Below are 20,520 nucleotides of genomic sequence, written 5' to 3' on the forward strand. Positions count from 1 at the left end.
CGCCGGGCCGCGCGCAGTGCCGGCGTGGGTTCACACGGGCGGCGGAGCCTGCCGTGCCCCTGCAGAAGAAGACCACCACGCCCCGAACCGCTGGAGGCCGGGCTGCGCCAGCAGGTACAGCCCTGTCAGCAGCAGCAGGCCCAGAGGGGGCAGCGGCGCATAGGTCACCCAGGGCGGCGGGCTGCCCTCCCGCAGGGCCATCGCCGCGAAATTCGCGACGACGGCCAGCGTGAAGGCCATCGACACCCAGCGGTGAAACCGCCGCACGCCCTGGCCCCGGCTCATTGCGGGCCTCCCGCGGCCTGGATCATCTTCCAGCCGTTGCCCGCCGGGTCGCGGAACCCCGCATCCACCTGGCCGAACCGGTCCACCGGCTCCTGGGTGAACTCCACGCCCTGGGCGCGCATGTGCGCGTATGCGGCGCGGCAGTCGCGCACATGCAGGACCAGCGGCGGCATCGCCCCCTTGGCCACCATGGCGCGCAACGCCTGGGCCGTGGCCTCGTCGTGCATCGGCGGCCCCGGCGTGAACAGCCCGAGCTGAAACGCCGGCTGCTCGGGGTGCTGCACCGTCAGCCACCGGTAGGCACCATTGCGCACGTCCGTGTGGACGCGGAATCCGAGCTTGTCGACATAGAACGCCAGGGCTTCGTCCTGGTCGTTGACATACACACCCACCACACCGATACCTTGGCTCATCACATCTCCTTGGTTGAGGGCCGGTTTGTACCCTCCGCCAGGCGGCGGCGCTTCTCCGAAACTGCGGTGGCAAGGTCCGGGCGCTGCGCGGCCTTCAGAAAACAGGCGGGCACGCTGCCCAGCTGCTGCGCCTCGCGCCGGGCGTCGATGCGCAGGGTGCTCGGGCTTTTTCCGGTGACGTCCCGGAACGTGCGGCCGAAAGTGCCCAGGCTTTCCCAGCCGGTGGCATAGGCGATCTCGGTGATGGGAAGGTCCGTGTCCCGCAGCAGCGTGGTCGCCTGCTCGATGCGCCGGGTGAGCAAATAGCGGTGCGGCGGAATGCCGAAGGCCTGCCGGAACGAGCGCGCGAAATGGGCGTCGGAGACGCCGCTGACCCGGGCCAGCCGCTTCACCGGCCACGCTTCGTGCGAGGCGGCGTCCATGTGGTCCTTCGCCCGCAGCAGGCGGCGCAGCAGGGCCGGGTCCTGCTGCGCGCCGGTCCCGTCCGGCCTGGACGGCAGGTCGGCGGGGTCTTCGCGCGGGGGAATGAGATCCGGAGTCACGGGCGGCATGAGGACAGCATATCGCCTTCACCGCGGCCGCCGCGTTCCCTTTCCCTGGATGCCCGCGGCCACCTCCCGCAAGCATTCCACCAGCAATCCCGTGGTGGGTGTGGGCCTTTGCCCGCGCAGCGTGATCAGCCCCACGGGAGGCAGGTCCACCGGCACGGGCAGCGCAAGCACGGCCACCAGCCCCTGCGCGGCGTAATGCCGGCCCACCGTGCGCGCCATGAAGGCCACGGCGCCGCGCTGCTGGACGAAGCTGATCTGCGACAGGAAGGACGCCGATTCGATGATGTCCTGCGGCGGGTGCAGGCCGTGCGCGAAGAACTGCTGTTCCAGCTTCACCCGCAGCGACGCCCAGGGCGGGGGCAGCACGCACGGCTGCGCGGCCACCTCGGCCCACCCGACCTTGCGCTTGCGGGCCAGGGGGTGCGTGGGGTGCGCCACGGCCACCATGGGGTCGCCATACAGGGCCTCGGTCTCCAGGTCGGGCGAGGCATAGCCGGGCTCCAGGCGGCCCACGAACAGGTCCAGCTCGCCCAGGCGCAGCTTGGGCAGCAGGCGCGTGAGGTCCCCTTCGTCGATCAGCACCGTGGTGCGGCGGGACCGCGCCTTGAGCAGCTCCACCGCCTGCGCCAGCAGCACCGGCGTGGCCGCCACCATGGCCCCCACGCTGGTGCGGCCCACGGCACCACTGGCCTCGGCGGCGATTTCGTCGCGCGTGCGGTCATACCCCGCCAGCACCGAACGGGCGAAGCGCACCACGCTCGCGCCCGCGGCCGTGGGCTCGGTGCCGCGCGTGGAGCGCTCGAACAGCGGCAGGCCGAACATGCGCTCGATCTCGGCCAGCGTCTTGGAGACCGCCGGCTGCGTGACCGACAGGAACTCCGCCGCGCGGCCCAGGTGGCGGAACTGGTCGAGCGCCACGAGCATCTGCAGGTGGCGCAGCTTGAGGTTGGAGCGCAGTACGCGGTCGATCTTGGCCATCGTGGTCTTCTTTCTGGCGGGCTCGATACATTACTTCAAGGCAATGAAGCCAGTCCATATCTTCATTGGATTGTTATGCACCGGTTCTGAACAATGGCGGCTCCCGACCCCACAAACAACAGGAGACAGGCATGCACAACACCCCCCGCATCGCAAGGCGCCAGTTCGTGCTGGGCGCATTGAGCGCCAGCGCACTGACGGCCACCCCGTCCGGCAGCCTCTTCGCCCAGGCCTGGCCCGAGCGCCCCCTCACCTTCATCTGCCCCTGGCCCGCGGGCGGCACGGCCGACCAGTCGATGCGCGCGCTGTGCGCGGTGGCGGGCCGGGTGCTGGGCCAGAGCATCGCGGTGGAAAACAAGGTGGGCGCGTCCGGCATGATCGGCGCCAAGGCGCTGGCCTCGGCCAGGCCCGACGGCTACACCGTCGGCCAGATCCCGATCTCGGTCACGCGCTTCTCGCAGCTGGGCACGCTGCAGGCCGACCCGCGCAAGGACTTCACCTACCTCGCGCGCACCTCGGGCCAGACCTTCGGCATCGCCGTGCCCGCCAGCTCGCCGTTCAAGACGCTCAAGGACTTCGTGCAGCACGCCAAGGCCCACCCCGGCAAGGTGACCTATGCCCATGCCGGCGTGGGCGGCGCCACGCATGTGGGCATGGAGGAGTTCGCGGGCGCCGCGGGCATCCAGCTCAACCACGTGCCCTACAAGGGCGGCGCCGAGGCGCTGCAGGGCGTGCTGGGCGGCCACGTGGACGCGCTCGCCGACTCCAGCTCGTGGGCGCCGCATGTGGAGGCCGGCAAGCTGCGCCTGCTGGCCACCTGGGGCGAGCAGCGCACGGCCCGCTTCAAGGAGGTCCCGACGCTGCGCGAATCCGGCTATGACGTGGTGGTGGACGCTCCCAACGGCATCGGCGCGCCCCGGGGCCTGGACCCCGCCATCGCCGCCCGGCTGCGTGAAGCCTTCAAGCAGGCCGTGGCCAGCCCCGAATTCAAGGCCGTGGCCGACAAGCTCGACGCGCCGCTGCTGTACCTGGACGGCCCTGACTACGAAAAGTACGTGAACACGGTCTACGCCAAGGAGACCGTGCTCATCGAAAAACTCAAGCTGCGAGAGCTGATGCGCAGTTGAGCCCCGCAGCCACCAGAATCACACCCCCACCACAAGGCCCACGATGAACGCCCCCACGGCCCCCGGCCTGCTCGCCAGCCCGCTGCTGCACTTGCACCCCCACGACAACGTGCTCGTCGCCAAGACGGCGCTGGCGCTGGGGCAGGAAATTCCCGAACTCGGCGTGCGCACGCGCGCCCAGGTGCCCGCGGGCCACAAGATCGCCGCGCGCCGCATCGCCGAGGGCGAGCAGGTCAAGAAGTACGACACCGTGATCGGCGTCGCCACGCGCGACCTGGAGCCCGGCGACTACGTGCACAGCCACAACCTGCGGCTGGTGGAGCACTACCGCGACCCGGCGTTTGGCGCCGACGTGCGGCCCGTGGCGTACGTGCCCGAGGGCGAGCGCGCCACCTTCCAGGGCTTCGTGCGCGCGGACGGCGGCGTGGGAACGCGCAACTTCATCGGCATCCTGTCGTCGGTGAACTGCTCGGCCACCGTGATCAAGAACATCGCCGCGCACTTCACGCCCGAGCGCCTGGCCGACTTTCCACACGTGGACGGCGTGGCCGCCTTCGCGCAGACCAGCGGCTGCGGCATGTCCTCGCCCAGCGAGCACTTCGACGTGCTGCGCCGCACGCTGGCGGGCTATGCGCGCCACCCCAACCTGGCGGGCGTGCTCATCGTGGGCCTGGGCTGCGAGCGCAACCAGGTCGCCTCCCTGGTGGAGTCGCAAGGGCTGCAGGAAGGCAAGCTCATGCGCACGCTGGTGATGCAGGACGTGGGCGGAACGCGCGCCACCATCGCGGCGGGCATCGCCGCCATCGAGGAGATGCTGCCCATCGCCAACCAGGCGCGGCGCAGCACCGTGAGCGCGAGCCACCTCAAGATCGGACTGGAATGCGGCGGCTCGGACGGTTTCTCGGGCATCACCGCCAACCCCGCGCTGGGCGCGGCCATGGACATCCTGGTGCGCCACGGCGGCACGGCCATCCTGTCGGAAACGCCCGAGATCCACGGCGTGGAGTTCATGCTCACGCGCCGCGCCATCAGCCCCGCCGTGGGCCAGAAGCTGCTGGACCGCCTGGCCTGGTGGGAACGCTACACCGCGGGCCAGAACGCCCAGTTCAACGGCGTGGTGGGCCATGGCAACCAGGCCGGCGGCCTGGCCAACATCTTCGAGAAGTCGCTGGGCTCGGCCATGAAGGGCGGCACCACGCCGCTGCGCGCGGTGTACGAATACGCCGAACCCATCACCGAGCATGGCTTCGTGTTCATGGACTCGCCCGGCTACGACCCCGTGGCCTCCACCGGCCAGATCGCCAGCGGCGCGCAGCTCATCTGCTTCACCACGGGGCGCGGCTCCATGTTCGGCAGCAAGCCCGCGCCCACCATCAAGCTGGCCAGCAACACGCCCATGTACCAGCGCCTCGAAGAGGACATGGACATCAACTGCGGCGTGATCGTGGACGGCGAATGCAGCGTGCCCGAGATGGGCCGGAAGATCTTCGAGCAGATCCTGCGCCACGCGAGCGGCGAGGCCACCAAGAGCGAGGCCCTGGGCCTGGGCGACCACGAGTTCGTGCCCTGGCACCTGGGAATCGTGTCCTGAGAATTTGCTCCCAAAAACATAGCATCCTGCGCTTGTTGAACAAGCGCTTTCGGCCTATTTCATTGAAAACCATGCCCCTGACCCTCACCCGCCCCGCGCTGATCCGCAGCGCCAACTTCATCGGTGGCGAATGGACCGTGGCCACCGGCGCCCGGCTTGACGTGACCGACCCCGCCACCGGCGACACCATCGCTTGCGTGCCGGACTCCGGCGCTGGCGATGCGCTGGCGGCCCTGGACGCGGCCCACGCCGCATTTCCCGCCTGGCGCAAGGTGCCCGCCAAGCAGCGCGCCGCCATCATCAAGCGCTGGAACGACCTCGTGCTGGCCCACCAGGACGACCTGGGCAAGCTCATCTCGCGCGAGCAGGGCAAGCCCCTGGCCGAGGGCAAGGGCGAAGTGGCCTACGCCGCCAGCTACATCGAATGGTTCGCCGAAGAGGCCACGCGCATGAACGGCGAGGTCATCCCCGCGCCTGTGCCGGGCCGGCGCATGTTCGCCCTGCGCGAGCCCGTGGGCGTGGTGGCCGCCATCACGCCGTGGAACTTCCCGGCCGCGATGATCGCGCGCAAGATCGCCCCGGCCCTGGCCGCCGGCTGCACCGTGGTCTGCAAGCCCGCCGAGGACACGCCGCTGACCTCTCTGGCCCTGGTGCTGCTCGCGCACGAGGCCGGCGTGCCGCCGGGGGTGCTCAACATCGTCACCGCCTCGCGCGAGAAGACGCCCGAGGTGGTGGACGTGTGGCTCGACGACAGCCGCGTGCGCAAGATCACCTTCACGGGCTCCACCCCCGTGGGCAAGCACCTGGCGCGGCGCAGCGCGGAGACGCTCAAGAAACTCTCTCTCGAACTCGGCGGCAACGCGCCCTTCATCGTGTTCGAGGACGCCGACGTCGGCGCCGCCGTGGACGGCTTCATGGCCGCCAAGTTCAGGAACGGCGGCCAGACCTGCGTGTGCCCCAACCGCGTGTTCGTGCAGCGCCGCGTGTTCGAGGCGTTCGCCCACCAGCTCGCGGCGCGCGTGGCGGCGCTGCAGGTCGGCCCGGCCAGCGACCCGGCCTCGCAGATCGGCCCCATGATCAACGGCCGCGCCGTGCAGAAGATCGAGCGCCACGTGAATGACGCGGTGGCCAAGGGGGCGAAGGTGCTCACGGGCGGCAGGCGCCTGGCCGAGCTGGGCGCCACCTACTACGCGCCCACCGTGCTCGCCGGCGCCGACGCCACCATGGCCTGCGCCTGCGAAGAGACCTTCGGCCCCGTGGCGCCGCTGACCGTGTTCGACACCGAAGAGGAAGTGATCGCCGCCGCCAACGACACGCCCTTCGGGCTGGCCGCGTACTTCTACAGCCAGGACGTGCGCCGCATCTGGCGCGTGGCCGATGCGCTGGAGACGGGCATCGTGGGCGTCAACGAAGGGGCGCTGGCGGCGGAGGCCGCGCCGTTTGGCGGCGTGAAGGAGTCGGGCTACGGCCGCGAGGGCTCCACGCACGGCCTCGACGACTACCTGCACACCAAGTACGTCTGCCAGGGCGGGCTCGATTGACCCGCAGCTTTCGCGCGGCGCCGCATGCGGCGCCCAGCTCCCCTCCCACAAGGAATCCCATGCCCGCACACAACCCCTTCAAGGCCGCGCTCGCCGGCCGCCGCCCGCAAATCGGCCTGTGGCTTTCCATGGCCGACCCGTACCTGGCGGAAACCGCCGCCACCTGTGGCTACGACTGGCTCTTGATCGACGGCGAGCACGCGCCCAATGACGTGCGCAGCACCCTGGCCGCGCTGCAGTCGGTGGCCGCCCACGCGTCGCAGCCGGTGGTGCGCGTGGTGGAAGGCAGCACGGCCCTGATCAAGCAGATGCTGGACATCGGCGCCACGACCCTGCTCGTGCCCATGGTGGACACCGCCGAACAGGCACGGAGCATCGTGGCGGCCACGCGCTACCCGCCGCTGGGCATCCGGGGCGTGGGCAGCGCCGTGGGCCGCGCGTCGCAGTGGAGCGCCCGCACCGACTACCTGAACATCGCGGACGACGAGGTGTGCCTGCTGGTGCAGGCCGAGACCACCACGGCGCTGGCCAACCTCGGCGCCATCTGCGCCGTGGACGGCGTGCATGGCGTGTTCATCGGCCCGGCCGACCTCGCCGCCTCCATGGGCCACCGGGGCAACCCCGGCCACCCCGAGGTGCAGGCGGCCATCGAAGGCGCCATGCGGACCATCATCGCCAGCGGCAAGGCCGCGGGCACCCTCACCTCCGACCCCACGCTGGCGCAGCGCTACCTCGACCTGGGCTGCACCTTCGTGGCCGTGGGCGTGGATGTGCTGATGTTCGCCAACGCGGCACGCAGGCTGCGGGCCCACTTCGGCGGCAGCGGGCCGAAGGCGCCGCCCGGCGGCGGCGCGGCGGCCGCCTATTGAGCCCGCCGCCTATTGAGCCCGGCCTGTCTTCGCCTCAGCGCGGCAGCGCGTCGCCGAAGACCTCCAGGGCCCGGCCGTGCAGCGAGCGCAGCGTGTCCGCAGGGTCCACGGCCTGCCCCAGGGCCAGTGCCCCACTGCGCTGGAACGACGGTGCCATCAGGCGCTGCGCCGCCTCGATCACCAGGGGCGCCGTCACGGCATAGATGTCCTGCCCGCGCACGCCCGCCGTGCGGGCCTGCCCGTTCTGCACAAGCCGCACCGCCAGCTCGAAGCGCTGCGCCGACCGGCCGCTGCCGTCCACCGCCGTGGGCGGCGGCGTCGCCGCATCGCGGATGTCCGCGAGCGCCGAGCGGTTCAGGAACGAACGGATCGTGTCGGCCCGCAGATGGTGCGCGAGCGTGATCGTTTCGCTGAACGGCAGCTCCACCATCGGATACGTCCCGAGCGGCGGTGCGAAGGTCCAGTCCGGCACATCGGACGACGGGACCAGGGGCACCAGGGCACCGCCCTGGACCACCTGGCGCGGCGCCTTGTTGCGCTCGCCCGTCTCGCGGGTGCCCGCGGTGGGCCACCAGCGGTCCAGCCCCATGGCCACCGTGATCTCGTCAATGCGCCCCGCCGAGGCCAGCGCGCTGGCCAGCAGATCGGCCAGCCCTCCATAGAAGCCGGCGGCCGGCATCACCACCCGCCCGGCGGCCCGCGCTGGCGCATCCAGGTCGGCAAAGCTCGTCTGCGCGCTGGGCTGCTCCGCCGTGACGTCGATGTAGTGGCAGCCGGCCCGCAGCGCGGCCCGCGCCACCGGGGGCGCGGTGTCGAGGAAAGGACCCGCGCAGTTGATGACCACCGCGCAGCCCGCGAAGGCCTGCCCGAGCGCGCCGGGGTCGTCCAGGCCCGCCACGCGGCAGGCGACGCCGGAGGGAAACAACGCGCCAAGCCGGGCGGCACTGCGCCCCACCGCCACCACGGGCAGGCCGCGCAGCCGGGCCTCGCGAACGACAAACTGGCCGGTGTGGCCCGTGGCGCCATAGACGGCGATGGACTGGAGAGGGGAATGCATGGTGACCTTTCAAAAGATAGATACAGACCTGTATGTTCTTAATACTACATACAGGTCTGTATCATGTCAACATGCAATGATGCCGGCGTGTGTCCCGTCGATGGAGGCGCACGGCCGCGCGGCCCGGTGCGGCCCGGTGTTCAGGGGCCGAATGCAAAAAGGCCCTCGCCATGGCGAGGGCCCTTGTTTGCCGGAAGTTGCCCTGAACGGGCCCGTCCGCCGTCCGCTCAGCTGCCTGCGACCTTCATGCGGTTCACGAGGATGGAGCCCACGGTCTTGGCGCCATAGTTGTAGGCATCGGCGCCCACGGCCTCGATGCCCTTGAGCATGTCCTTGAGGTTGCCCGCGATGGTGATCTCGTGCACGGGGTAGGCAATCTTGCCGTTCTCGACCCAGAAACCGCTCGCACCGCGCGAGTAGTCGCCCGTCACGTAGTTCACGCCCTGGCCCATGAGCTCGACCACGAAGAGGCCCGTGCCCAGCTTCTGCAGCATGGCGTCCAGGTTGTCGCTGGCCTGGGTGAGGCGCGATGTCATCACCAGGTTGTGCGAGCCGCCCGCGTTGCCCGTGGTCTTCATGCCCAGCTTGCGCGCCGAGTAGCTGGACAGGAAATAGCCCTGCACGCGCCCGCCCTGCACCACCTTGCGCGGCGCCACGCGCACGCCCTCCTCGTCGAACGGCGAGCTGCCCTTGCCGCGCAGGATGAAGGGATCTTCCAGAATGTCGATGTGCTTGGGAAACACCATCTTGCCCAGCGAGTCGAGCAGGAAGCTGCTCTTGCGGTACAGCGAGCCGCCGCTCACGGCCTGCACGAAGCCGCCCAGCAGGCCGGCGGCCAGGGTGGATTCGAACAGCACGGGGCATTGGGTGGTGGGGATCTTGCGTGACCCGAGACGGCTCAACGCGCGCTGCGCGGCGTACCGGCCCACGGCCTCGGGCGAGGCCAGTTCGGTGGCGTCGCGCATGGAGCTGTACCAGGCGTCGCGCTGCATCTCTGCGTTGCGGCCGGGCAGCGAGGCGATGGGCGCCACCGAGAAGCTGTGGCGCGAGCTGGCATAGCCGCCGCGAAAGCCGCGTGTGTGGGCGCTGAAGAAATGGCTTTGCTGCGCCGACACGCCCGCGCCTTCGCTGTTGGTGATGCGGCGGTGGGTCTTGAGCGCGGCGGCCTCGCAGGCCTTGGCGATTTCAGCGGCCTCTTCGCTCGTGAGGGCCCAGGGGTGGAACAGGTCCAGGTCGCGGTGTGTGTCCGCGGGGGCGATGTCGTCGGCATCGGGCAAACCCGCCACGGGGTCTTCGGCCGTGAAGCGGGCGATGTCATACGCGGCCTGCACGGTCTGCTCGATCGCCCTGCTGGAGAAATCGGATGTGCTGGCGTTGCCGCGGCGGTTGCCAAGGTACACGGTCACGCCCAGGGATTTATCGCGGTTGCGCTCCACGTTCTCCAGTTCGCCCTTGCGCACGCTGACCGACAGGCCGCAGCCCTCGGACGCCTCGGCGCCCGCGTCGGTGGCGCCGAGCTTTTTGGCATGGGCCAGGGCGCGGTCGACCAGTTCCTCGAAGAAGGGGCGGCTGTAGCTGAAACCGCTGTCGGGGGTGGCGCGGGAAGTGGCAGGGGCTTGCGCGGCGGGCGGGGCGCTTTGGAGGCGCGCGGCGCGGGTGGAGGGTTTATTCATAGCGGAAGCTATGATACTTGCCGCTGTGGCGCGCTCTGCGCCGCTTCTCTTTTTGCCCCCACCCATGTCACGCAAACCCAAAAAAGGCTACTTTGTGCGAGGCCAGTTCGTTGCCGAAGGCAGCGAAATGGACATTCAGCTCAAGGCCGAACTCAAAGGCACGCCCGATGCCAGCCGCACCGACCTCAAGCGCGAAAGCGACGAACTGCAGGAGCTGGGCAAGGAACTGCTGACGCTGCGCGCCGACCTGTTCGACGCCGTGGGCCTGCCCGACAAGCTGGTGGACGCACTGGCCGAGGCCAAGCGCATCACCAATTTCGAGGGCAAGCGCCGCCAGATGCAGTACGTGGGCAAGATCATGCGCAAGCTCGAACCCGAGCTGGTGCAGGCGGCCCGCCAGGCGCTGCAGGAGCAGCACAAGGGCTCGGCCACCGAAAAGATGCAGCTGCACCTGGCCGAACACTGGCGCGACCGCCTGATCGCCGACGACGAGGCGCTGGCCCCCTGGATGGCCGAACACCCCGGCACCGACACCCAGCAGCTGCGCGCGCTGATCCGCCAGGCGCGCAAGGATGCGCCCCCCGCCGACAAGGCCGCCGTGTCGCAAGGCCTGGCCCCACGCAAGGGCCGCGCCTACCGCGAACTGTTCCAGCTGGTGCGCGAGCACCTGGGCGGCACGGGCACGGATGATGCCAGCGGCATCGACGAGGACGACGGCGATGAGTGAGGCCCGACACGACCCGGTGAAGGTCGGCATCGTCTCCATCAGCGACCGCGCCAGCTCCGGGGTCTATGAAGACAAGGGCCTGCCCGCGCTGCAGGACTGGCTCGCGCGCGCCCTGCTCAACCCCATCGCCTTTGAATCGCGCCTGATCCCCGACGAGCAGGACGGCATCAGCGCCGCGCTGATCGAGCTGGTCAACGCAGGCTGTTGCCTGGTGCTGACCACCGGCGGCACCGGCCCCGCCCCGCGCGACGTGACGCCCGAGGCCACGCTGGCCGTGGCGCACAAGGAGATGCCGGGCTTTGGCGAGCAGATGCGCCAGATCAGCCTGAAGTTCGTGCCCACCGCCATCCTGTCGCGCCAGGTGGCCGTGGTGCGCGACCAGAGCCTCATCATCAACCTGCCCGGCCAGCCCAAGGCGATTGCCGAGACGCTGGAAGGCCTGAAGGACGCCGACGGCAAGCAGATCGTGCCCGGCATCTTTGCCGCCGTGCCGTACTGCGTGGACCTGATTGGCGGCCCGTATCTGGAAACGCGCGACGAAGTCTGCAAGGCGTTCCGGCCCAAGAACGCGGTGCGAGCGCCTCGCCCGGCCTGATTTCTCACGGCTCAAAGCAAAAATAGCTGCCAGCGCTTATCCAACAAGCGCTGGCAGCTATAATTTTTATAGCATTCTGATTCTTGCATGCAGCGCAGGCAAGCCGCTACTTGCCCACCAGCTCGTTGAGCTTGCCCGCCTCGAACTGCTCCTTGAGCGCCGCATCACACGGCACGCAGTCCTTGTTCTGCGGGTTGGCGGACAGTTTCTCGATGGCCTGCCACAGCAGCGCGATCTGGTGCTCCTGCGACGAGGCGTTGTCGATCAACCCGCGCATGGCCTGCGAGAGGGGGTCGTCCTCCTGCGTGATGCCATAGGCCGTGAACTTGCGGGCCTGCTGGGGTTCGGTCACGTCGGCGCTTTCGCCCGCCTTGGACGGAATGATGCGCGCCGGGATGCCCACCGCCGTGGCGCCCGGGGGCACCGGCTTGATGACCACGGCGTTGCTGCCGATCTTGGCGCCGTCACCCACCTCGAAGCCGCCGAGCACCTTGGCCCCCGCGCTCACCACCACGTCCTTGCCCAGCGTGGGATGGCGCTTGGCGCCCTTGTAGAGCGAGGTGCCGCCCAGCGTGACGCCCTGGTAGATGGTGCAGCCGTCGCCGATCTCGGCGGTCTCGCCCACCACCACGCCCATGGCGTGGTCGAAGAACACGCGCTCGCCGATCCTGGCCCCGGGGTGGATCTCGATGCCGGTGAACCAGCGCGCGAAGTGCGAGATGAAGCGCCCGAACCATTTCAGGCCGTGGTGCCAGCACCAGTGCGCCGGCCGGTGCAGCCAGATCGCGTGCAGGCCCGGATAACAGGTGATCACCTCCCACGTGCTGCGCGCGGCAGGATCGCGGTCGAGGATGCACTGGATATCGGAGCGCAGGCGGGCGAGCATCGGTTCTTTTCGTTATGTGTTTATGGGCTGCACAGTCTATCGTTTTGACTGGCTCGCCTCGATCATGGCCTTGGCGACACCTCGCAGGATGTGGATTTCCTCGGGGCTGAGCTGCGCGCGGTTGAAAAGCTGGTTAAGGCGGGGCATGAGCTTCTTGGGCGCGGCGGGGTCCAGGAAGCCGATGGTGGTGAGCGCCTGCTCCCAATGGCCCAGCATGCCCGCCACCTGGGTGGCGTCGGCCAGGGCGCGGGCGGGCGTGGCATCCTGCACCGGGAACCCGCCCAGCGCCATGCGCCATTCGTAGGCAATCACCTGAATGGCCGCGCCCAGATTGAGCGAGCCAAAGCCGGGATTGGTGGGGATGGACAGCGCCACGTGGCAGCGGTAGACGTCTTCGTTGGCCATGCCAAAACGCTCGGAGCCAAACAGAAAGGCCACGCCTGCCTGGCGGCCCGCCACCGATGCGGTGGGTGCCGATTCCTCAATGTTGTGGGTGTTTTTGGCCTCCAGCGCCTGTCCTTCAAGCGCTGATAGCTCATTTTTTAATAGCAAATCGAAATGCGCACGGGGTGCTGCCGTGGGCGGCCCGAAGTCGCGCGGGGTCATGGCCGTGGCGCACAGGTGGCTCATGCCGTCCAGGGCCTCGTCCAGCGTGGCGACGATGCGGGCGTTCTCCAGCACGTCCAGGGCGCCGCTGGCGCGCTGTATGGTCTCCTCGCGCCGCAGCACGTTGGCCCAGCGCGGGGCCACCAGCACCAGGTCGTCAAAACCCATGGTTTTCATGGCGCGGGCGGCGGCGCCCACATTGCCGGCGTGGCTGGTGTTGATCAGGACAAAACGGGTCTTCATGGCAGCGGAAAAGGAGGGTGTGCGGGGCACGAACAGGACAGGCGAAGCGTGGAAGCGGTGCGGACAAAGGCCCGCGGGTTAGGCAAAAAATGGCACTGCGGGTAAAATCCCGCCCTCATTGTCGCCGCCCGCATCGCCGGGACGGATCGCACCGCTCCTGATTCGCAGGTTGCCCCTTCGGCGGGCGCCCTGCCCACCACCACAATCTATGTCGTCCAATCTGCACCCCATGCTCAACGTGGCCATCAAGGCCGCACGCGCCGCCGGCGCCATCATCAACCGCGCGGCCCTGGACGTGGAATCGGTGCGGATCTCGCAAAAGCAGATCAACGACTTCGTGACCGAAGTGGACCATGCGTCCGAGAAGATCATCATCGAGACGCTGCTCACGGCCTACCCCGGTCACGGCATCCTGGCCGAAGAGTCGGGCAGCGAATACGGCGCCAAGGATTCGGAATTCGTCTGGATCATCGACCCGCTGGACGGCACCACCAACTTCATCCACGGCTTTCCCGTGTACTGCGTCAGCATCGCGCTGGCTGTGCGCGGCAAGGTCGAGCAGGCGGTCATCTACGACCCCTCGCGCAACGACCTGTTCACGGCCACCAAGGGCCGCGGCGCCTACCTGAACGAGCGCCGCATCCGCGTCTCCAAGCGCACCCAGCTCAAGGACTGCCTGATCTCCACGGGCTTCCCCTTCCGCCCGGGCGACAACTTCAAGAGCTACCTGAACATGATGGCCGACGTGATGCAGCGCACCGCCGGCCTGCGCCGCCCCGGCGCCGCCGCCCTGGACCTGGCCTACGTGGCCGCGGGCTTCACGGATGGCTTCTTCGAGACCGGCCTGTCGATCTGGGACGTGGCCGCCGGCTCGCTGCTGGTGACCGAGGCCGGCGGCCTGGTGGGCAACTTCACGGGCGAAGCCGACTTCCTGGAGCAACGCGAATGCCTGGCCGGCAACCCCCGCATCTACGGCCAGCTGGTGCCCATCCTGGGCAAGTACAGCAAGTTTGCGAGCGCGGGCGACAAGGCGGCCGTGCGCCAGGCGGCTGCGGCAGACGCACCCGCCAGCGCTGAAGCCGAGACTGCAGCCGATGTGGAGTCCGACACCGCGGGTACCGCCCCACAGGCCGACGCCCCCAAGAGCGAAGACGCGCCGTTCTGATGTATGCCTGAGCACCGTCCCCTATCGGGACTGTGCTCAGTTCGGGTCGGGGTATTTCTGGGCAATGCTGCGGAAATCTTCCGCAATGTCCACGAACGCATCCACCATGTCGGGGTCGAAATGCGTGCCCTTGCCCCGCACGATGGTGTTGCACGCCTGGTCGTGCGAGAACGCGGGCTTGTAGACCCGTTTGCTGATGAGCGCGTCGTACACGTCGGCCACGGCCATGAGGCGCGCCGACACCGGAATGGCATCCCCCGCCAGCCCCTGCGGGTAGCCCGAGCCATCCCACTTTTCCTGGTGGCAGTAGGCGATCTCCTTGGACACGCTCAGAAAAGCCACCCGCATGCCCAGGCGCCGCTCGGCCTCCTCAATCGCGTTGCGGCCCAGCGTGGTGTGGGTCTTCATGATCTCGAACTCTTCCACGGTGAGCTTGCCCGGCTTCAGGAGGATGCTGTCGGGGATGCCGATCTTGCCGATGTCGTGCAGCGGCGCCGACTTGTAGAGCAGCTCGATCATCCGGTCGTTGAGCACCGGCTCGAACCGCGGGTGGTGGCGCAGCCGCTCGGCCAGCGTCTTCACGTACAGCTGGGTGCGGCGGATGTGGTTGCCGGTTTCGTTGTCGCGCGTCTCGGCCAGCGAGGTCATGGCCATGATGGTCACGTCCTGGATGGCCTGCACCTCCAGCGTGCGCATGGCGACCTCGCGCTCCAGGTAGGAGCTCTTGTCGCGCAGGAAATCCGCCGTGGCCTTGAGCGCCAGATGGGTGTTCACGCGCGCGAGCAGGATGGGCGGACTGATGGGCTTGGTGATGTAGTCCACCGCGCCCAGCGCCAGGCCCATGCGTTCGTCATCGGGGTCGGAGCGCGCGGTGAGGAAGATCACCGGGATGTCGCGCGTGGCGGACGCGGCCTTCAGGCGCCGGCAGACCTCGTAGCCGTCCATCTCGGGCATCATGATGTCCAGCAGGATCAGGTCGGGCGGCGTGCCCGACTGCGCGATCTTCAGGGCCTTTTCCCCATGGTTGGCCACTTTCACCAGGAAATGCTCGCGCAGCAGGCTGCCCATCAGGGTGAGGTTGTCGGGCGTGTCATCCACCACCAGCACCGTGGCGATCGGTTTTTCAACGAGAACGGCCTGCGGGGAGGCAAAGGGCGCGTTGTCCATGGAATTTCCTGCGTGTTGTGCCGCTCAGGGGGTGTGGGCGGCAGGGTGTTCGGAGCCTGGCGCATCGGCCATGGCCCCCAGGGCCTGCTCGAAATCAAAATTCAGGGTGTGCATCTCGACCACCGTGAAGGCGCTCCCCAGCACGGGCTTCAGCACAGGGGCATTGTGTTGGAAAAACTCCGGCGCTGCAGGATCGTCCTGCTCCAGCAGGCCGCGCAGGTGCTGCAGGGCACCTGCGCCGTCCAGCCCCTCGTGGCCCGCACCCGCGCCAGCCACGCTGTCCGGCGCCGCCGGCCGGTGCCGCTGCATCCACGCCTGCAGGCCGTCCAGGAGGGGCTGCAGCGCAGAGTCCACGGCCCCCAGAAGGGCCGCGGCGGCACCCGCCTCCTGCCCGCTGCGCAGGGCGTGCTCCAGCGCCTGGGCATGGGAGGACACCTCCTCGGCCCCGATGTTGGCCGCCACGGAACGCAGCGTGTGCGCCAGGCGCTCTGCGAGCACCGTGTCGCCGCCGGCGCTGGCCTGCTCCATGTCGGCAAGCACCCGTGACTGTCCCTGCACGAACCGGCGCAGCATCTCGGCGTACAGGGCCGGCTTGCCCAGCGCGCGCTGCAGGCCCAGGGCCGTGTCCAGCCCCGCCACCGTGGGCAAGGACAGGCCGGGCGCCGCCTCGCCATCCGGCGGAGCCGTGGCGGGCAGGCCCGGCGCGGGCGGCTTGCCCAGGCCTGGCCGGGGCCGGATCCAGCGGCCCAAGGCGCTCCAGAGCGCCGCGGGCTCGATGGGCTTGGCCACATGGTCGTTCATGCCCGCGGCAAAGCAGCGCTGGCGGTCGGCCTCCATCGCGTTGGCCGTCATGGCCACGATGGGCAGCTGGGCATACCGCGGGTCGCCGCGCAGCCGCCGCGTGGCGGTTTCTCCGTCCATGACGGGCATCTGCATGTCCATCAGCACCACGTCATAGGGCTTGCGCTCGATGCGCTCGATCGCAATCTGGCCGTTTTCGGCCACATCGACGGAAAAACCGGCTTCCCGCAACAGCTCGACCGCCACCATCTGGTTGAGTTCGTTGTCTTCCACCAGCAGCACGGACGCGCCCCGGATCGCGAGCGGCAGCTCGTCCGCCGCAGGCGCCGGGGTGACCACGCGGCGCGGGCTGTAGGTGGAGTGTTCCAGCGGCTGCATCAGCGTGTCGAACAGCAGCGACGCGTTGACGGGCTTGATCAGCACCGTGTCGATGCCCTGCGCGCGCGCGGCGCGCATCACATCCTCTCGCCCGTAGGCCGTGACCATGAGCATCTTGGGCACCTGCGCCATCCCGAGCCCCCGGATGTGGCCCGCCAGCTGGATGCCATCCATGCCCGGCATGTGCCAGTCGAGCAGCAGCAGGCCGAAAGGCTGGTGCCGCGCCATGGATTCGCGCAGCCTGTCGAGCGCTTCCAGCCCGGAATAGGCCTGTTCCACCTCGAAGCCCATGGCGTGCAGCATGTCGGAGAGCACCGTGGCCGCCGTGTGGTTGTCGTCCACCACCAGCACCCTGCGCCCCCGCAGGTCCGGCGGCGGCAGCAGCATCCGCGCGGGTGCCCCGCGCTCGAGCGGCACGGCGACCCAGAAGGTGGAGCCTTGGCCATGGATGCTCTGCACGCCGACCTCGCCGCCCATCAGTTCCGCCAGGCTCTTGCAGATGGCCAGCCCCAGCCCCGTGCCGCCGTAGCGGCGCGTGGTGGACGTGTCCGCCTGCTGGAAGCTCTGGAACAGCCGCCCCATCTGGTCCACGGTGAGCCCGATGCCCGTGTCGCGCACCTCGAAGCGCAGCAGCACGCGGTTGCCCGCCTCCTCCACCAGCCGCACGGCAATGCTGATCTCGCCGGTGTCGGTGAACTTGATGGCGTTGTTGGCGAAGTTGATGAGGATCTGCCCCAGCCGCAGCGAGTCCCCCACCAGGTTCGGGGGCACGTCGGCCCCCACGTCGCAGACCAGCTCCAGCCCCTTGGCACCGGCCTTGTAGCCCACCACGTCGGACACGCTCTCCAGCATGCGGTCGAGCACGAAGGGCTGCTTCTCGACCGTGAGCTTGCCCGCCTCGATCTTGGAAAAATCGAGGATGTCGTTGATCACGCCCAGCAGGTGCTGGCCCGCCTGCTGGATCTTGCTCACGTAGTCGTGCTGGCGCGTCGAAAGGCCCGACTTGAGCGCCAGGTGCGACATGCCGATGATCGCGTTCATGGGCGTGCGGATCTCGTGGCTCATGTTGGCCAGGAAGTTCGACTTGAGCGCGGTGGACTCCTCGGCCAGCTCCTTGGCGCGGCGCAGGTCCTGCTCGGCGCGCTGCCGGTCGGTGATGTCCACAAACGTGCCGATGGCGCCCCCGGGCGAGCCGTCGGGCCGCGAGAATCCGTGCAGCCAGAACAGGGTGTGGTGGACCATTCCGTCGGCATACGGCAGGTCCACCTCCTTGTGCACCGACTGGACCCCGTTCAGGGCTTCCTCGGCATCCGCGTCGAAGCGCTCCCGCTCGGCCTCGGGCAGGAAGGCCAGGTCCAGCACCGTCTTGCCGATCAGCGCCTCGCGCTGCACGCCAAAGGCCTGCTCGTAGGCGCGGTTGAAGCCGATGTAGCGGCCATCCGCTCCCTTGTAGAACAGGGGCACGGGAATGGCGTCGATCAGCGCCTGCTGAAAGTCCAGCTGCTCGGCCACGCGGGCCTCGAGCAGCTTCTGGTCGTGGACGTCCACGTTGACGCCCACCACGCGCACCGCCTTGCCCCTGCCGTCGCGAAAGATGCGGGCGGCCGACAGGAACCAGCGCTCCTCGCCCTGCGGCCGCACGATGCGCCACGAATCACGCAGATGCATCTCGCCCCCCGCCAGCGCACCGGCAAACGCGGCGGCGGCCCGGTCGCGGTCCTCGGGGTGCAGGCGCTCCATCCAGTCCTGCTGCGTACGCTCCCCGGTGCCGGGCGGCAGGCCGAACATGGCCAGGAGCTTTTCGCTCCACAACACCTGGCCGGTGGCCAGGTCGATGTCGAACACACCGATCTTGCCGGCCTCCTGCGCCAGTTCCAGCCGCTCCTTGGCCTGCTGCATCGCGATCTCGGCGCGCCGCTGTTCGCTGACATCCTCGATCACCCAGATGGAGGCGGTCCTGCAGCCGTCCATCTGCAGGCTTCGGCCCGCCAGCCGCGCCTCGAACCGGCTGCCGTCCAGGCGGCACAGGGACGTGGTCTCGCGCACGGCCTCGCCAGCCGCCAGGTCCCCCCCCACGCGCGCGTTGAACCGGTCCGAGCCGGCCGCGCCGCCGAACAGCGCCGACACGCCCTGCCCCAGCAACTGGGACGCGGTACCCCCCATCAGCTCCATGAACGCCGGGTTGAACTGGCGGACCTGCCCATCGCACAGCAAGACGATGGGAGGCGCGTTGTCGAAGATCGCGGTCTGCTGCTCCAGCAGCTCATTGAGCAGGCGCTCGCGCCGCTCCAGCTCCTGCTGGGCCTGGATGCGCTCGGACACATCGGCGTGCAGGCCGACGATGGCGATGCGCTTGCCGCGTTCATCGAACACCGGAGACAGCGTGGCCTCGTCGTGGTAGATGGTTCCGTCCTTGCGGCGATTCACGAACTGGCCCCGCCAGGAACGGCCCGACAGCAACGTGGACCACATGTCCTGGTAGGTCCGTGCGGGGGTCTGGCCGCTGGCGACCATCGATGGCTTCTTGCCCCGGACCTCTTCCAGCGTGTACCCGGTGTTGCGCTCGTACTGCGGGTTGACCCAGTCGATGCGGCCATCCCCGTCCGTGATCACCACCGAGGCGGGGCTGCTTTCGAGCGCGGCCCCCAGCACGCTGAAACGCTCGAGCGCGGCGGCCATCCGCGCGCGGCTGCGCAGCAGATCCAGCAGCAGCAGGCCCAGCAGGCACAGCAGCACGAACGCCCCGCCCCCCACCTGCAGGCGCTCGGTGGCGGGCATGAGCGCGCTCACATCGTCCAGCATCGCCAGCTGCCACTGGCCGCCCGGGTCGCCCCAGTCAACGCGGCGGCGCTCCACCGCATAGGTCATTCCGTCGAGGACGACCTCGCCCGCATCCGGCGCAAAAGGCAGGGCGGACGCCAGGCCCTTGTCGAAATGATTGCCGAACTGGCGCGAGGCGCGGATCGCGTCAATGCGCGCCTGGGTGAGCGGCGGCGCCACGGCGAACAGCCATTCGGGCCGTGTGGACGCAAACACGACACCGTGAGGAGACAGCAGCACGGTCGGCATTTCGGTGCGCCGCAGCACTTCGTCGAACGACTCGAAGCCCACCTTGAACATCACCACGCCGATGATGGTGCTCGACGGCGTGTCGCTCTCGTACAGCGGCGCGGCGTAGTACAGGCCCCGCTCCTGCGAATTGCTGCCGATCGCGGCATACACGCTGATCGCGCCCTTGATGGCCTGCTGGAAATAGGGCCGGAACGCAAGGTTCAGGCCGGTGGAACGGGTGCCCGGCGTCTCGTGCGCCACCACGGTGCCGTCGCCGGACATCACGTAGACCCCGCTCACCAGGAACCGGCCGCGCGCCACCCCCAGGCGCGCCAGGGCCTCGGGATCGTCCGGCGGCAGCTCGCCACGGGCCATCGCCTTGAGCAGCGGCTCGCTCAGGCCCAGCAGCGACACCGCCCCCAGCATGCCACCGCCGGTGATGCGGTTTTGCAGCACGTCGACGGTCTGCTGCAGCAGCTTCGCGCGCTCGGCGGCGCGTTCCGCGCCCTGCCAGTGCATCGCGGCCAGCACCACCAGCCACGCACCCGCCAGCGCCGCCACCACCACCAGCACAAAGCCCCGCGCGCCCGGGGCATTGCGGTCCAGCACCTTGTCCAGGAACACTCCCACGCCTGCGCCAACCCGCGTCACGCCCCACCCCCGGCCGTGCCTGGACCGTGCCCCGGGCGGGGCCTAGCGTGCGGGATACAGCAAGGCATCGATATCTCCCACCGGTCCGGGCCGCCCGAAAAGAAACCCCTGGAACCCCTCGCAGCCATGCAGCCGCAGGAACGACAGCTGCCCCGTCGTCTCCAC

17 protein-coding genes are annotated in these 20,520 nt (G+C 69.2%); 7 read left to right on the top strand and 10 right to left on the bottom strand.

What is annotated here, in order from left to right:
• Positions 1-30: 30 nt before the first annotated feature.
• Genes AC07PV_RS07555 through AC07PV_RS07570 form a run of 4 tightly spaced genes read right to left on the bottom strand, consistent with a single transcriptional unit; the run spans position 31 to position 2,227 of the window.
• Positions 31-285 (bottom strand): hypothetical protein, encoded by a 255-nt coding sequence (locus AC07PV_RS07555; protein WP_492254854.1) that lies wholly within the window; start codon positions 283-285, stop codon positions 31-33.
• The gene (locus AC07PV_RS07560; RefSeq protein WP_218341908.1) at positions 282-698 is read right to left on the bottom strand and encodes a VOC family protein; all 417 of its coding nucleotides are present in this window, start codon (positions 696-698) and stop codon (positions 282-284) included. Before AC07PV_RS07560 ends, AC07PV_RS07555 begins: the two co-directional genes overlap by 4 nt.
• The gene (locus AC07PV_RS07565) at positions 698-1,249 is read right to left on the bottom strand and encodes a helix-turn-helix transcriptional regulator (RefSeq protein WP_492254853.1); all 552 of its coding nucleotides are present in this window, start codon (positions 1,247-1,249) and stop codon (positions 698-700) included. The genes AC07PV_RS07560 and AC07PV_RS07565 overlap by 1 nt, the downstream gene beginning before the upstream one ends.
• Before the next feature lie 18 nt (positions 1,250-1,267).
• On the bottom strand, positions 1,268-2,227 hold the full coding sequence (locus tag AC07PV_RS07570) for a LysR substrate-binding domain-containing protein (RefSeq protein WP_369641877.1): 960 nt from the start codon (positions 2,225-2,227) through the stop codon (positions 1,268-1,270).
• Between the two features lie 131 nt (positions 2,228-2,358).
• On the opposite strand from AC07PV_RS07570, the gene AC07PV_RS07575 reads away from it, so the two are divergent.
• The 4 genes from AC07PV_RS07575 to hpaI all read left to right on the top strand — a co-directional run bounded on the left by AC07PV_RS07575 (position 2,359) and on the right by hpaI (position 7,355).
• On the top strand, positions 2,359-3,354 hold the full coding sequence (locus AC07PV_RS07575) for a Bug family tripartite tricarboxylate transporter substrate binding protein (protein WP_218341911.1): 996 nt from the start codon (positions 2,359-2,361) through the stop codon (positions 3,352-3,354).
• A gap of 43 nt (positions 3,355-3,397) precedes the next feature.
• Positions 3,398-4,945 (top strand): UxaA family hydrolase, encoded by a 1,548-nt coding sequence (locus AC07PV_RS07580; protein ID WP_255591975.1) that lies wholly within the window; start codon positions 3,398-3,400, stop codon positions 4,943-4,945.
• Between the two features lie 71 nt (positions 4,946-5,016).
• Entirely contained in the window at positions 5,017-6,486 is a 1,470-nt protein-coding gene (locus AC07PV_RS07585; RefSeq protein ID WP_494629849.1) for an NAD-dependent succinate-semialdehyde dehydrogenase, read from the top strand.
• A 59-nt stretch (positions 6,487-6,545) separates the two neighbouring features.
• Positions 6,546-7,355, top strand: a complete 810-nt coding sequence (gene hpaI, locus AC07PV_RS07590; protein WP_218293843.1) for a 4-hydroxy-2-oxoheptanedioate aldolase — start codon at positions 6,546-6,548, stop codon at positions 7,353-7,355.
• 34 nt (positions 7,356-7,389) lie between these two features.
• Here hpaI and AC07PV_RS07595 read toward each other — a convergent pair whose 3' ends face one another.
• Together AC07PV_RS07595 and pmbA are read right to left on the bottom strand one after the other, a co-directional pair.
• Entirely contained in the window at positions 7,390-8,412 is a 1,023-nt protein-coding gene (locus AC07PV_RS07595; RefSeq protein WP_494629850.1) for a saccharopine dehydrogenase NADP-binding domain-containing protein, read from the bottom strand.
• Between the two features lie 227 nt (positions 8,413-8,639).
• A complete protein-coding gene (gene pmbA, locus AC07PV_RS07600) occupies positions 8,640-10,085 on the bottom strand; it encodes a metalloprotease PmbA (protein ID WP_494629852.1) in 1,446 nt (481 codons plus the stop codon).
• Between the two features lie 64 nt (positions 10,086-10,149).
• Between pmbA and yjgA the strand changes: the two genes are divergently transcribed.
• Together yjgA and mog are read left to right on the top strand one after the other, a co-directional pair.
• On the top strand, positions 10,150-10,812 hold the full coding sequence (gene yjgA / locus AC07PV_RS07605) for a ribosome biogenesis factor YjgA (protein WP_218293840.1): 663 nt from the start codon (positions 10,150-10,152) through the stop codon (positions 10,810-10,812).
• Positions 10,805-11,407: a molybdopterin adenylyltransferase gene (gene mog, locus AC07PV_RS07610; protein ID WP_218293839.1), complete on the top strand. Its 603-nt coding sequence runs from the start codon at positions 10,805-10,807 to the stop codon at positions 11,405-11,407. Before yjgA ends, mog begins: the two co-directional genes overlap by 8 nt.
• A gap of 106 nt (positions 11,408-11,513) precedes the next feature.
• Here mog and cysE read toward each other — a convergent pair whose 3' ends face one another.
• Together cysE and AC07PV_RS07620 are read right to left on the bottom strand one after the other, a co-directional pair.
• The gene (gene cysE / locus AC07PV_RS07615; RefSeq protein ID WP_369641871.1) at positions 11,514-12,293 is read right to left on the bottom strand and encodes a serine O-acetyltransferase; all 780 of its coding nucleotides are present in this window, start codon (positions 12,291-12,293) and stop codon (positions 11,514-11,516) included.
• A gap of 36 nt (positions 12,294-12,329) precedes the next feature.
• Positions 12,330-13,142 (bottom strand): RNA methyltransferase, encoded by an 813-nt coding sequence (locus AC07PV_RS07620; RefSeq protein WP_218341903.1) that lies wholly within the window; start codon positions 13,140-13,142, stop codon positions 12,330-12,332.
• A gap of 208 nt (positions 13,143-13,350) precedes the next feature.
• Here AC07PV_RS07620 and AC07PV_RS07625 point away from each other — a divergent pair, with 208 nt between their 5' ends.
• Entirely contained in the window at positions 13,351-14,307 is a 957-nt protein-coding gene (locus AC07PV_RS07625; protein WP_494629853.1) for an inositol monophosphatase family protein, read from the top strand.
• A 36-nt stretch (positions 14,308-14,343) separates the two neighbouring features.
• Here AC07PV_RS07625 and AC07PV_RS07630 read toward each other — a convergent pair whose 3' ends face one another.
• Together AC07PV_RS07630 and AC07PV_RS07635 are read right to left on the bottom strand one after the other, a co-directional pair.
• Positions 14,344-15,474 carry a response regulator gene (locus tag AC07PV_RS07630; RefSeq protein ID WP_218293835.1) on the bottom strand — a complete coding sequence of 377 codons (1,131 nt, stop codon included), beginning with the start codon at positions 15,472-15,474 and terminating at the stop codon, positions 14,344-14,346.
• A 24-nt stretch (positions 15,475-15,498) separates the two neighbouring features.
• Positions 15,499-20,355 (bottom strand): PAS domain S-box protein, encoded by a 4,857-nt coding sequence (locus AC07PV_RS07635; protein WP_494629854.1) that lies wholly within the window; start codon positions 20,353-20,355, stop codon positions 15,499-15,501.
• Between the last annotated feature and the right edge of the window lie 165 nt (positions 20,356-20,520).

Source organism: Acidovorax sp. GW821-FHT09A11 (genome assembly GCF_059418365.1).